At 71.7% G+C, this 12,798-nt stretch carries 10 protein-coding genes; 5 read left to right on the top strand and 5 right to left on the bottom strand.

Annotated features, from left to right (window positions below):
- Nucleotides 1–399: 399 nt before the first annotated feature.
- Complete coding sequence (gene metH / locus Q6349_RS11405) at nt 400–3,996, bottom strand: methionine synthase (RefSeq protein ID WP_304604179.1); 3,597 nt, start codon at nt 3,994–3,996, stop codon at nt 400–402.
- 69 nt (nt 3,997–4,065) lie between these two features.
- Here metH and Q6349_RS11400 point away from each other — a divergent pair, with 69 nt between their 5' ends.
- Nucleotides 4,066–5,190, top strand: a complete 1,125-nt coding sequence (locus tag Q6349_RS11400; protein ID WP_304604178.1) for a GNAT family N-acetyltransferase — start codon at nt 4,066–4,068, stop codon at nt 5,188–5,190.
- Between the two features lie 128 nt (nt 5,191–5,318).
- Complete coding sequence (locus tag Q6349_RS11395) at nt 5,319–5,840, top strand: flavodoxin domain-containing protein (protein WP_304604177.1); 522 nt, start codon at nt 5,319–5,321, stop codon at nt 5,838–5,840.
- A gap of 56 nt (nt 5,841–5,896) precedes the next feature.
- Here Q6349_RS11395 and Q6349_RS11390 read toward each other — a convergent pair whose 3' ends face one another.
- Genes Q6349_RS11390 through Q6349_RS11380 form a run of 3 tightly spaced genes read right to left on the bottom strand, consistent with a single transcriptional unit; the run spans nt 5,897 to nt 6,979 of the window.
- Nucleotides 5,897–6,310: a GNAT family N-acetyltransferase gene (locus Q6349_RS11390; protein WP_304604176.1), complete on the bottom strand. Its 414-nt coding sequence runs from the start codon at nt 6,308–6,310 to the stop codon at nt 5,897–5,899.
- Nucleotides 6,311–6,335: 25 nt separating this feature from the next.
- Nucleotides 6,336–6,752: a type II toxin-antitoxin system VapC family toxin gene (locus tag Q6349_RS11385; protein WP_304604175.1), complete on the bottom strand. Its 417-nt coding sequence runs from the start codon at nt 6,750–6,752 to the stop codon at nt 6,336–6,338.
- Complete coding sequence (locus tag Q6349_RS11380; RefSeq protein ID WP_304604174.1) at nt 6,749–6,979, bottom strand: hypothetical protein; 231 nt, start codon at nt 6,977–6,979, stop codon at nt 6,749–6,751. Before Q6349_RS11380 ends, Q6349_RS11385 begins: the two co-directional genes overlap by 4 nt.
- 75 nt (nt 6,980–7,054) lie before the next feature.
- Here Q6349_RS11380 and Q6349_RS11375 point away from each other — a divergent pair, with 75 nt between their 5' ends.
- From Q6349_RS11375 to Q6349_RS11365, 3 genes are all read left to right on the top strand, one after another.
- Nucleotides 7,055–7,762 carry an alpha/beta fold hydrolase gene (locus tag Q6349_RS11375; RefSeq protein ID WP_304604173.1) on the top strand — a complete coding sequence of 236 codons (708 nt, stop codon included), beginning with the start codon at nt 7,055–7,057 and terminating at the stop codon, nt 7,760–7,762.
- Between the two features lie 165 nt (nt 7,763–7,927).
- Nucleotides 7,928–8,629 (top strand): hypothetical protein, encoded by a 702-nt coding sequence (locus Q6349_RS11370; RefSeq protein WP_304604172.1) that lies wholly within the window; start codon nt 7,928–7,930, stop codon nt 8,627–8,629.
- Nucleotides 8,630–8,708: 79 nt separating this feature from the next.
- Entirely contained in the window at nt 8,709–10,301 is a 1,593-nt protein-coding gene (locus Q6349_RS11365; protein WP_304604171.1) for an MFS transporter, read from the top strand.
- A gap of 7 nt (nt 10,302–10,308) precedes the next feature.
- Here the strand turns inward: Q6349_RS11365 and Q6349_RS11360 are convergent, their stop codons facing one another.
- Nucleotides 10,309–12,795, bottom strand: coding sequence for a DNA topoisomerase (ATP-hydrolyzing) subunit A (locus Q6349_RS11360; RefSeq protein WP_304604170.1), 2,487 nt, complete (start codon nt 12,793–12,795; stop codon nt 10,309–10,311).
- Between the last annotated feature and the right edge of the window lie 3 nt (nt 12,796–12,798).

Here is a 12,798-nt window from a genome sequence, read left to right as displayed (position 1 = left end):
GCGTACACTGGATCGCCCGTGGGATACGAGTGTAGCGAGCGTCGTACGCGTCCAGCCGGAGTATCTCGGCGTGTCTCGTTGATGGGCTGGGGCTAGGGAAGGGTGTTCTCGTGATCCGAGGCGTAGGTGGCTGGGACAAACCGGTGTGGTGCCGCAGAGTCTCGTGATGAGGGTTGAACGACGCCGACCGGAGTTGCTTAGCAGAGCGTTGTGGTTGAGCCACTCTGCGAGGGATGACCACCGCCAAGGGGTGCGTGTCCGCCGACATGCTCCAGATCTGTGCACGGCTCATTCACTCCGTTGAGGTAGTCCCACCTCGGAAGTGAGGCGGCCACCCCAGGCGTATCGCAGCGCCGTCAGGTTGAGGGACGTCCGGGCCCGGCACTCGTCGCAGCATGTTCACACGGAGAAGTACTTGCACTCCGGATGATGCAGCACGAACGCGTCGGTCGACTGCTCCGGGTGCAGCTGCAGCTCGTCGCTCAGCGTCACCCCCACGCGCTCCGGCCGCAGCAGCTCGACGACCTTGCGACGGTCCTCCATGTCGGGGCAGGCCGGGTAGCCCAGTGACATCCGCGCCCCGCGGTACTCGAGCTTGAACATGCCCTCGACGTCCTTCGGGTCCTCGTCGCCGAACCCGAGCTCAGCGCGCACCCGGGAGTGCCAGAACTCGGCCAGCGCCTCGGTGAGCTGCACGGACAGCCCGTGCAGCTCCATGTACTCGCGGTACTTGTTCGCGGCGAACAGCTTCGCCGTGTACGCGGACACGGGCTCGCCGACGGTGGCGAGCTGGACGGGCAGCACGTCGTAGCGGCCGGTCTCCTCGACCCAGGACTTCGGCCGGACGAAGTCGGCCAGGCACAGGTGCCGGTCGCGCTTCTGCCGGGGGAAGGTGAAGCGCAGCCGCTCGGTCCCCGGCTCGCCGCCGGAGCCGCCGTCGGGCGCCCCGATGCCGGCCAGGCCAGGTCCGTGGTGCGCCACGACGATGTCGTCGCCCTCGGACCACACGGGGAAGTACCCGTAGACGACCGTCGGGTCCATGATCTGGTCGGTGCGGATCGTGTCGAGCCACTGGGACAGCCGCGGCCGGCCCTCGGTCTTGACGAGCTCCTCGTACGACGCCCCGTCCTCGCCGCGGCCGGGCTTGAGACCCCACTGGCCCATGAACGTGGCGCGCTCGTCGAGGAACGCGGCGTAGTCGGCGAGCTGGATCCCCTTGACCACGCGCGTGCCCCAGAACGGGGGAGTGGGCACCGTGTTGTCGGTGGCCACGTCGGAGCGCTCGGGCAGGTCCTCCGGCGCGGTCTCGGTGACCTTGACGACGTTGTGGCGGCGCTTGCGCAGCGCCGGCAGGTCGACGTCGTCGGGGGAGGCGCCGCGTGCGACGGCCACCAGCGGCTCCATGAGGCGCAGCCCCTCGAACGCGTCGCGGGCGTACCGCACGACGCCGGGGAAGGCGGAGGCGAGGTCGTCCTCGACGAAGGTGCGGGTCAGGGCCGCGCCGCCGAGCAGGATCGGCCAGCGCTTCTCCATGCCGCGCGAGACCAGCTCCTCGAGGTTCTCCTTCATCACCACGGTCGACTTCACCAGCAGCCCGGACATGCCGATGACGTCGGCGTCGTGCTCCTCGGCGGCTTCGATCATGGCCGAGATCGGCTGCTTGATGCCGATGTTGACCACCGTGTAGCCGTTGTTCGTCAGGATGATGTCGACGAGGTTCTTGCCGATGTCGTGCACGTCGCCGCGCACGGTCGCCAGCACGATGACGCCCTTGGACTGCTCCTCGGCGCCCTCGACCTTCTCCATGTGCGGTTCGAGCAGCGCCACGGCCGTCTTCATGACCTCGGCGGACTGCAGCACGAACGGCAGCTGCATCTGCCCGGACCCGAAGAGCTCGCCGACGACCTTCATCCCGCCCAGCAGGTGGGTGTTGACGATGTCGAGGGCCTTCATGCCGTCGGCCAGCGCGGTGTTCAGGTCCTCCTCGAGACCCTTGCGGGCGCCGTCGATGATGCGGCGCTCCAGGCGCTCGCCCACCGGCAGCGCCGCGAGCTCGGCGGCCCGCTGGTCGCGCATCGCGGCGGCATCCACGCCGGAGAACACCTCGAGCAGGTGCGACAGCGGGTCGTGGGTCAGGGTGCCCTCGTCGTCGTACTGCCGGCGGTCCCACACGAGGTCCTCGGCCGCCTGCCACTGCTCGTCGTCGATGGCGGTGCGCGGCAGGATCTTCGCGGCGTGCACGATGGCGGAGTCCAGCCCGGCCTGCGTGGCCTCGTGCAGGAACACCGAGTTCAGCACCGTGCGCGCCGCCGCGTTGAGCCCGAACGACACGTTCGAGACGCCCAGGGTCGTGTGTACGCCGGGGTAGATCCGGGTGATCTCGCGGATCGCCTCGATCGTCTCGATGGCGTCCCGGCGCGTCTCCTCCTGGCCGGTCGCGATGGGGAACGTCAGGGCGTCGACGATGATGTCGTCCACCCGCATGCCCCAGTCCCGCGTGAGCGTGTCGATGAGGCGGGAGGCGATCGCCACCTTCTTCTCGGTGGTGCGGGCCTGGCCCTCCTCGTCGATCGTCAGCGCGACGACGGCGGCACCGTGCTCGCGCACGACCGGCATGATCCGCTGGAAGCGGGACTCCGGACCGTCGCCGTCCTCGAAGTTCACCGAGTTCACGACGGCGCGCCCGCCGACGAGCTCCAGCCCGGCCCGGATCACGGCCGGCTCGGTGGAGTCGATGACCAGCGGCAGCGTCGAGGCGCTCGCCAGCCGGGAGACCACTTCGGTGATATCCGCGACGCCGTCGCGCCCGACGTAGTCGACGCAGACGTCGAGCAGGTGGGCGCCGTGCCGCGTTTGGTCGCGCGCGATGTCGACGATGTCGTCCCAGCGGCCCTCCAGCAGCGCCTCGCGGAACGCCTTGGAGCCGTTGGCGTTGGTGCGCTCGCCGATCGCCAGGTACGAGGTGTCCTGCGTCAGGTCCGTGTGCGAGTACAGGGACGCGACACCGCTGGTGCGCTCGATCTCGCGCTCCGGCAGCGCGCGGCCGCGCACCGCCTCGACGACGCGGCCCAGGTGCTCCGGCGTCGTGCCGCAGCAGCCGCCGACCAGGCCCAGACCGAACTCGTCGACGAACTGGCTGTGCGCCGCCGCCAGCTCGTCCGGGGTCAGCGGGTAGACGGCCCCGTGCGGGCCGAGCTCGGGCAGGCCGGCGTTCGGCATGCAGGTGACCGGCACCTCGGCGTGCTTGGACAAGTAGCGCAGGTGCTCGCTCATCTGGTCCGGGCCGGTGGCGCAGTTGATGCCGATCGCGTCCACGCCGACGGACTGCAGCGTCGTCAGCGCCGCCCCGATCTCCGAGCCCATGAGCATGGTGCCCGTGGTCTCCACCGTCACCGAGGCGATCACCGGCACGCGGCGCCCGACGGCGTCCATCGCGTGGTGCGCACCGTTCACGGCGGCTTTGGTCTGCAGCAGGTCCTGGCTGGTCTCCACGAGGATCGCGTCCGCGCCGCCCTCCAGTAGCCCGGCGGCCTGCTCGGCGAACGTGTCGCGCAGGTTCTCGTACGTGGTGTGCCCCAGCGAGGGCAGCTTCGTGCCCGGCCCCATCGACCCCAGCACCCAGCGCGGGTGGTCCGGGGTGGTGTAGGCGTCGGCGCGCTCGCGGGCCAGCTCTGCGCCGACCCGGGCCAGCTCGCGGATGCGGTCCTCGATGCCGTAGTCCGACAGGTTCGACCAGTTGGCCCCGAAGGTGTTCGACTCGATCGCGTCCACGCCGACCTCGAGGAACCCGTCGTGCACACCCCGGACGATGTCCGGGCGGGTCACGTTGAGGATCTCGTTGCAGCCCTCGAGCTGCTGGTAGTCCTCCAGGGTCGGGTCGGCCGCCTGGATCATGGTTCCCATGGCGCCGTCACCGACGACCACCCGGGTGCGCAGCGCCTCGAGCAGGGCGGCGGAACGGGCGTCGGCAGCGGCGAGGTCGAGCGTGGAAGTCACCCGAACAGCCTAGTTCGGCCGGACGAAATCAGGGTGCGGCGTACATCTGGTGAGACCTAGGCTCCAGACATGGCCACCCTGGAGACCTCACCCGACCTCGCGCCGATCGCCGAGCGTGCGGCGGCGCCGACGACGCTGCCGGCCGTCACCGCCGGTGGTCTGACGTGGCGCCCGGCCACCGCCGACGACGCCGCGGTGCTGCTCGACCTGCGCAACACCATCGCCGAGGCCGACGCCGAGCCTTACCGCGAGACCCTCGAGGAGCTCACCGAGCTGTTCGACGCCCCGTGGCGCCGGTTCGACGACGACTCGATCCTCGGGTTCGACGCCGACGGCGCGCTCCGGGCCTATGGCCACGTCGAGACCCTCCCCGGCGACACCCGCACGCTGCGCGCTTTCCTGTTCGGCGGGGTGCACCCGTCCCGTCGCGGCGAGGGCATCGGGCGCGAGCTGTTCGCTTGGCAGGTCGCCCGGGCCCGGCAGGTCTTGGCGGAGTCCGGCAAGGAGCTGCCTGCCCGGATCGGTGTCTTCGCCGAGGACGACGGCCCGCCGTCGAAGCTCCGGCTGTACGAACGGGCGGGGTTCGAGCCCCGCCGGTTCTACTCCGACCTGCGCCGCGACCTGCGCGACCTGGAGGCCTCGCCGCTGCCCGACGTCGTCCTCGACGGATCCCTGCGCCTCGTGCCTTTCTCGCCCGAGCTGGACGAGGCCACGCGCCTGGCGCACAACGACGCCTTCCGGGACCACTGGGGCAGCGAGCCCAACACCCCCGAGCAGTGGACGAGCGGCCGCACCGGCTTCGCACCGCAGTGGAGCCACCTCGTCGTGGACGACGCCCCGGACATCGAGGCGCTGCTGGCCGACCCCCACACCGACGACGAGACCGCGGCCGCGCTGCGCGCCGGGGAGCCGCTGGTGGTCGGCTACGCCATGAACGAGCTCTTCACCGAGGACTTCGAGGTGCGCGGGTACTCGTTCGGCTACACCGGGGTTCTCGGCACCCGGCGCGCCTACCGGGGGCGCAAGGCGGCGCTCGCCGCGCTGCTCGCGAGCATGCGGGCCTTCGCCGCCGACGGCATGGAGTACGCCTGCCTCGACGTCGACACCGCGAACCCCAGCGGCGCCGACGGCCTCTATGCAAGCCTCGGGTATACCAAGACGCACGGATCGCGGCTGCTCAGCATCGAGCTCTAGGGGCCTCCTGCGGTCGCGCCCCTCGCGCCGACGGGGCGCTGTGGCGGGCCATGCGGCACACGCGGTCGCGCGCTAGCGTTGAACTGCCCCCCTCGTCCGCACTCCCCGTCGTCGAGAAGGAGCCGGCCATGAACGTCCTGGTTGCCTACGCCACACGCCACGGTGCCACGGCGGGGATCGCCGAGCGGATCGCCGCAACCCTGCGCGACCATGGGGTCGACGCCGACGCCGTGCCCGTCGAGGAGGTCAGCACGGTCGAGGAGTACGACGCCGTGGTCCTCGGCGGCGCCGCGTACATGGCCCACTGGCTGAAGGACGCCGACCGCTTCGCGAAGCGGCACGAGTCGGCCTTGAAGCAGCGGCCGGTGTGGCTGTTCAGCAGCGGCCCGCTCGGCACCGACGAGGTCGACGAGAAGGGCCGTGACGTGCGGGAGGCGGCACGCCCCCGGGAGTTCGCGGAGCTGAGCGAGCTGCTGCAGCCGCGCGGCGAGGAGGTGTTCTTCGGCGCCTACGACCCTGAGGAGAAGCCGATCGGCCTGGCGGAACGGTTCACCCGGAAGATGCCTCTGCCCGCGGGCGACTTCCGCGACTGGGAGCGGATCGACGCCTGGGCCCGGCAGATCGCGCGGGACGTCGCCTCTGCCGAGTGACCGCGGTGCGGGCCGCGCCGACGGACGCTGCGCCGTACCCGGAGTCTTCCGCACGGTCAGCGCAGGCGGCGGCCCAGCCAGGTCTCCGGGTCGTCGAGACGGTCGAAGCCGGCACGCCGGTAGAGCTCCTGCCCCTCGGGGGAGGCCTTGAGCAGCACACGCTTCAGCCCGAGGCTCTCGAGGTCCGCCATCAGACCGTCCACGATCTGCGTGCCGAGTCCCTGGCGTCGGTGCGCCGGGTCGACGATGACGTCGGCCACCCAGGCGAACGTGACGCCGTCGGTCACGGCCCGGGCGTAGGCGACCTGGTCGCCGCCATCCGCGTAGACCCCGTAGTTGCGCGACGCCCCGATGATCGCGGTCATCGTCACGCGCGAGCGTCCTCGGGCCCAGTAGGTTCCCGACAGGATCCCGTGGATCCAGGCGACGTCGAGACGGTCGGGGTCGGCGGAGAACTCGTAGGTGGTCACGCGGCCGATTCCACCATGTCGACCGTCACCGTCCCGTGCCCGCGTCGACGAGCTCGACCGAGCACTCGCCGAACTGCTCCGCCGCACGGACCAGGCGGGCGTCGGCGGTCAGGAGTGTGGCCTGCACGCCTTCGGCCAGCGCCACGTAGGTCGCGTCGTCCGCCGTCATGTTCGACCGCAGCGCCCAGAGGCGAGGAAGCAACGGCTCGGCGGACCAGCGTGCGGCCGGCAGCGCCGCGAGGTCGTCGAGTGCCCCACGCGCCCGAGGCTCGGGCAGGTGACCGCCCAGAACCCACCCTCGGACGACGGACGCGACCTCGACGACCGCCAGGTGCGGGATGTGCAGGTCACGGTCCGCGAGGATCCGAGGCGTGGCCCGCCGGCCTGCCGGGCTGCCGACGAGGAACTCGGCCAGGACCGAGGCGTCGAGGACGAGCGTCACTCGCGCTCCGACCGCGCTGCGGCCAGCACGTCGGCAGCATCGACTCCTGGCGTGTAGCTGCCGCGGTCGCGGATGCGGTCGGTGAGCTCGCTGATGGTCGGCCGGCCGGCGAGCTCGCTCAGCTCCTGGAGGACGAACTCGGACAGGCTCTGGCCCGACCGAGCGGCGCGGGCCTTGAGCACCCGCTTGACGTCGTCCGGGACGTCCCGGACCTGCAGCGTGGACATGAATACCATGATATTCGCATGCAGTTTGCATGTCGATAGTCGTGGGTGTCAGGGGACACCTCTAACGTCACCGGCATGGACATCATCCTCGTTCCCGGCTTCTGGCTGAACGCGTCCGCCTGGGACGCCGTCACCCCGACGCTCGTCGCGGCCGGGCACACCGTGCACCCGCTGACCCTGCCCGGCATGGACTCCGTCGACACCGACCGGACAGGCATCACCCTCGCCGACCACGTGGACGCCGTCGTCGCTGCGATCGACGCCCTACCCGCCGATGCCGGGGTGGTCCTGGTGGGCCACTCCGCCGGCGGCCCGCTGGTCTACGCGGCATCCGACGCCCGGCCCGGTCGCGTCCGGCACGTCGTCTACGTCGACTCGGGGCCGCTCGCCTCAGGGCAGGCGCTGGACGCGGACCTGCCCGCCGACGTGGTCGACCACCACCTGCCCGCCTGGGAGGACATGGACGGGGCGTCGCTCACCGGGCTCACCGACGAGCTGCGGGCCGCGTTCCGTGAGCGTGCGGTACCGCAGCCGGGCGGGACCGTGCGTGAGCCGCACCGGCTGAGCGACGACGAGTCCCGGCTCGACGTGCCGACCACGGTCATCGCCTCCGAGATGCCGGCCGGCATGCTGCGCGAGCTGATGGAGCAGGGCCACCCCTACGTCGCCGAGCTGGCCCGGCACCGGAACGACGAGATCGTCGACCTGCCCACGGGGCACTGGCCGATGTTCACGCGGCCGGTCGAGCTCGGCGAGACGATCGCCGCCGCCCTCGCCCGCTGAGGGCGGCAGGACGCGCGACCACCGGTCCGGCTCTCCATCCTGGAGCGCGCACTGCCTCCTGCGTGTGGCGGCGGCCGTACTTACTCTCGTCGGGACGGACCTCACCGTGCCCGCGACGGGGTGCACCGCTCGTCGCGTCCCGAGAACGACCTGGGGGGTTGAGTCATGGACGCGAGCATCGTTCCGATCCTCGTGAGCGTCTTCGCGCTCCTCATCAGTGCGTACGGGATCATCGAACGTCGGTCGGCCACGGAGCGCGATCTGCGGGACCGTCTTCTCAAGAAGGTGGACGATCTGCACGAGCTCGGTGTGCAGGAGGACCAGCTGAGGTGGGATCAGGGCGGGGAGGACGGGGACCGGCGCGCGGCGATCGCGGCACAGCGCATGCGGATGGTCCAACAGGCACTGCTCCTGGAACGCATGATCAAGGGTCGCCGTCTGACCTCGGAGGAGTACGCGACGCTGGCGCTCGCGTGCGAGCGAGCCGGTGACCTCGACCAGGCACTGGCGTTGTGGAAGCGGGCGACCGCTCTGGCGGCACACGGCAGTGCCGTCGCCGAGGCGGCCAGCTGGCGCAGCATGGCCGGATGTCACAGCCAACGAGGGGACTACCCAGAGATGAGGCGGGCGATCGCCCGGGCTCTCGAGATCATCCCCACGTGGCACGACGTCGGACGCTACGAGTACGCGATGACGTGCGCGGACCTGGCCGAGGGCGAGTGGGCTGCCAGCGACCACGAGACGCCGGAGTTCCGATCCGCGCTGTCGACGGCCCTGGACAAGGCCGAGCTCGTCATGTCCGACCATTCCCGGCACCGGGTGACGCGAAGGCTGGCCGAGATCCAGTCCTGGCCGCACGCCACGTAGCGTGTCCTGCGGCCCCGAGGGGATGCCCGCCTCGGGCGTCCGACGCGTGAGCGGGCCGGTTCGTGCCTAGCCTCACGGCATGGACGCAGGCGGGTCGGCCGCCCGGAGCGCGTCGTCGGGCACGGCTCGGCGCGCGCCGACGGGGCGTGTGCTCGCGACGCTGATCCTCGTGGCGGCCGTGGCCAACCTCAACCTGTCGGTCGCCAACGTCGCGCTGCCGGACATCGGCGACGCCCTCGACGCCTCCCAGGTCCAGCTCAACCTCGTCGCCGTCGGCTACTCGCTGGGCCTGTCCGCCTCGGTGCTCTACCTCGGGGCGGTCGGCGACCGGTACGGGCGCAAGCTCCTGCTGCTGATCGGCACCGGGCTGACCGTCCCGTTCAGCCTGCTCGCGGCCTGGGCGCCGTCCGTGGAGGTGCTGTTCGTGGCGCGGCTGGGCGGGGGACTGTGCGCGGGCATGGCGTTTCCCACGACCCTCGCCCTGATCTCCGCGCTGTGGTCCGGCCCCGGACGGACCCGCGCCATCGCCCTGTGGTCCGGCATCGGTGCCGCCTTCGCCGCCCTCGGACCGCTGGCCGCCGGCTGGTCGCTCACCCAGTTCTGGTGGGGGTCGGTGTTCCTGCTCACCGTGCCGCTGGCCGCGGTCGCCTTCGTCCTGGCGATCGTGCTCGTGCCGTCCCACGTCAACGAGAGCGTCGAACCCGTCGACCACGTCGGCGGGGTGCTGTCCGTCCTGCTCGTCGGGTCGCTGGTCATGGGCATCAACCTGCTCGCGGTCCCGGGCCGGGCCGGACTGCTCGCCGTGCTGGGCGGGACCGTCGTCGGGGCCGGCACCTGGTTCGTGCTGCGCCAGCTGCGCGCCGAGAACCCGCTGTACGACCTGCGGGTGGCCGCCCGCCCGACGTTCTGGGTCGCGGCCGTCGCCGGGCTCATCATCTTCGGCTCGCTCATGGGCGCCATGTACATCGGCCAGCTCTTCATGCAGAACGTGCTCGGCTACTCGAGCGTCGCGGCCGGCGCGGCGATCCTGCCCGGAGCGGTGGGAATGGTCCTCGTCGCGCCCCGCTCGGCCGCGCTCGTGGAGCGGCACGGCTCGCGGGCGACGATGCTGTCCGGCTACGTCTTCGTGCTGCTCGGGTTCCTCGTGATGCTGCTGCTGTGGCGCGAGGACATCGGCTACTGGGCGGTCGGGCTGGCCTACCTGCTCGTCGGCGTCGGCGTCGGGCTGTCCGGGACCCCGGCGTCGAACTCCCTGACCGGCTCGGTACCGGTGCAGCGCGTCGGCATGGCCTCCGGCACGGCCGACCTGCAGCGCGACCTCGGGGGAGCGATCATGCAGTCCGCGTTCGGCGCACTGCTGGCCGCCGGGTACGCGAGCTCCATGGCCACGGCGATCAGCGGGGACAGCGACCTGTCGGACCTCACGGCGAGCACGCAGGCGACGCTGGAGAAGTCCTTCGCCGGGGCCGAGTCCATCGCGTCGCAGTACCCCCAGTACAGCGACGAGATCGTCGCCGCGGCCCGCGAGTCGTTCCTCGCGGGTGACCAGTGGGCCTACCTGGCGGGGATCGTCGCCGTGCTGCTCGGCTCGCTGCTGGTGCTGCTGGCCTTCCCGCGGCGGGACCGCGAACGCGAGCTGCGCGCGCGGTACCAGCCGCCCTCCGAGACCTGACGGGACCTCAGCCGATGGCGGCGGCCGGGCCGGCCAGCGGCACCCCGGAGCCGTCACGGCGGGGGTTGTCCTCCGGCAGGTCGACCGGCTGGCCGCCCGTGCCGACGGCCCGCGCCGGACCCTCGCCGACCCAGGCCAGGACGATCTCGTCCTCACCCTTGAGGAACCGGTGGGCGCGCACGCCGCCGGTCCCGCGGCCCTTGCCCGGGTACAGCTCGTAGGGAGTGACCTTCACCGAGCCGCCGCCCGTGCCCGGCAGCGCACCGGCCGTGCCGGCCACCGTCACCACCGTGTGCAGGTCGCGGGTCGCCGCGCGGGCCACGCCGAAGAACACCACGTGCTGGCCCCCGCCGAGGCGGATGCCGGCCATGCCGGCGGCGGCACGGCCCTGGGGGCGGACCAGGGAGGCCTCGAAGTGCAGCAGGCTGGCGTCCGAGGCGAGGAAGACCACCTCGTCGTCGTCCGCGGCCGGTGCCGCCCCGACGACGGCGTCGCCGTCCTTGAGGCCGATGACGTCCCACACGTCGCCGTTGCGCGGCGCGTCACCCGGCAGCACCCGCTTGACCACGCCGTGGCGGGTGCCGAGCGCCAGGGGAGCGGCGTCCTCGTCCAGCGACACCACGGCCAGCGCCTGCTCGCCGGCCTCCAGCGACACCATCTCGCTGACCGGCACCCCGCCGGACAGCGACGGCGGACCGTCGACGCTCGGCAGGGCCGGCAGCTCCAGGGCGGACACCTTGTACAGGCGCCCGGCCGAGGTGACCAGACCGATCTCGGAGCGGGCCGTCGTGGCGACGTCGGAGCGCAGCGCGTCGTGGGCGTGGCGCCGTCCGGCACGTTCCACCGGCGCGTCGGCGTTCTCGCCGGACGTGCGCGCCAGCAGCCCGGTGGCCGAGAGCAGCACCCGGGTGGGGGTGTCCTTGATCTCCAGGTCCAGGGCGGGGGCCTTCTTGCCCCGAGTCGGTGCCGCGGCGGCGGACTGGGCCGTCCCGCCGGCCGAGTCGAGCAGCACCGTGCGGCGCGGGGTGCCGTAGGTGGCCGCGACCTCGGTCATCTCGTCCGAGACGACGCCGTGCAGGCGGGCCTCGTCGGCGAGGATCGCCTCCAGCTCGGCGATCTCCTGCTCGAGCTGGGACTTCTCCGACTCGAGCTCGAGGCGGGAGAACTTCGTCAGGCGGCGCAGCTGCAGGTCGAGGATGTAGGAGGCCTGCGGCTCGGACAGGTCGAACACCGACTGCAGGCGCTCGCGGGCGGTCGCGGCGTCGTCCGAGGACCGGATGACCTGGATGACCTCGTCGATGTCCAGGATCGCCACGAGCAGACCCTCGACGAGGTGCAAGCGGTCCGTGCGCTTGCCCAGGCGGTGCTGTGACCGGCGGCGCACCACGTCGATGCGGTGGTCGACCCATACCTGCAGCAGGTCCAGCAGCCCCAGCGGGCGCGGCTGGCCGTCGACCAGCGCGACGTTGTTGATGCCGAAGGAGTCCTCCAGCGGCGTGGTGCGGTAGAGCTGCTCGAGCACGGCCTCCGGGTCGAACCCGGTCTTGACCTCGATGACCACGCGCATGCCGTGCGCCCGGTCGGTGAGGTCCTGGACGTTCGTCACGCCCTGGATCTTCTTGTTCCGCACGCCGTCGGCGATCTTCTCGATCACCTTCTCCGGGCCGACCGTGTACGGCAGCTCGGTGACCACGATGCCCTGGCGGCGCGCGGTGACCTTCTCGATCCGCGCCGTGGCGCGGGTGCGGAAGGAGCCGCGGCCGGTGCGGTAGGCGTCGCGCACGCCGTCCAGGCCGATGATCTTGCCGCCGCTGGGCAGGTCCGGCCCCGGGACGAACCGCATGACGTCGTCGAGCGTCGCCCCGGGATTGGCCAGCAGGTGCTGGGCGGCCGCGACGACCTCGGTGAGGTTGTGCGGGGGCATGTTCGTGGCCATGCCCACCGCGATCCCGGACGCCCCGTTGACCAGCAGGTTCGGGATGGCCGAGGGCAGCACCTCGGGCTGGGTGAGCTTGTTGTCGTAGTTCGGGACGAAGTCGACGACGTCCTCGTCCAGCCCGGCGGTCATCGCCATCGACGGGGCCGCCAGCCGCGCCTCGGTGTACCGGGCGGCGGCCGGACCGTCGTCGAGCGAGCCGAAGTTGCCGTGGCCGTCCACCAGCGGCAGGCGCATCGAGAAGTCCTGGGCCAGACGCACCAGCGCGTCGTAGATCGCGCCGTCGCCGTGCGGGTGCAGCTTGCCCATGACCTCGCCGACGACGCGCGAGGACTTCACGTGCGCGCGGTCGGGCCGCAGGCCCATGTCGGCCATCATGTACAGGATCCGGCGGTGGACGGGCTTGAGGCCGTCACGGGCGTCCGGCAGGGCGCGCGAGTAAATGACGGAGTACGCGTACTCGAGGAACGACGTCTCCATCTCCGCGGCGACGTCGATGTCGACGATCGTCTCGTCGTACGGCTCGTCGGCGACGGGTGCGGCCTTCTTGCGCGCCATGCG

The sequence above is a fragment of the Isoptericola sp. 178 genome (genome assembly GCF_030586525.1).
Lineage (GTDB): Bacteria > Actinomycetota > Actinomycetes > Actinomycetales > Cellulomonadaceae > Isoptericola > Isoptericola sediminis.
This window is presented reverse-complemented; position numbering and strand designations above follow the sequence as displayed.

Excerpts from the sequence above, each read along its gene's own strand:
- Q6349_RS11375 (WP_304604173.1), top strand. The coding sequence starts at position 7,055 with ATGGACATCATCCTCGTTCCCGGCTTCTGGCTGAACGCGTCCGCCTGG.
- Q6349_RS11360 (WP_304604170.1), bottom strand. The coding sequence starts at position 12,795 with ATGGCGCGCAAGAAGGCCGCACCCGTCGCCGACGAGCCGTACGACGAG.
- Q6349_RS11395 (WP_304604177.1), top strand. The coding sequence starts at position 5,319 with ATGAACGTCCTGGTTGCCTACGCCACACGCCACGGTGCCACGGCGGGG.
- Q6349_RS11370 (WP_304604172.1), top strand. The coding sequence starts at position 7,928 with ATGGACGCGAGCATCGTTCCGATCCTCGTGAGCGTCTTCGCGCTCCTC.
- Q6349_RS11380 (WP_304604174.1), bottom strand. The coding sequence starts at position 6,979 with ATGTCCACGCTGCAGGTCCGGGACGTCCCGGACGACGTCAAGCGGGTG.
- Q6349_RS11400 (WP_304604178.1), top strand. The coding sequence starts at position 4,066 with ATGGCCACCCTGGAGACCTCACCCGACCTCGCGCCGATCGCCGAGCGT.
- Q6349_RS11365 (WP_304604171.1), top strand. The coding sequence starts at position 8,709 with ATGGACGCAGGCGGGTCGGCCGCCCGGAGCGCGTCGTCGGGCACGGCT.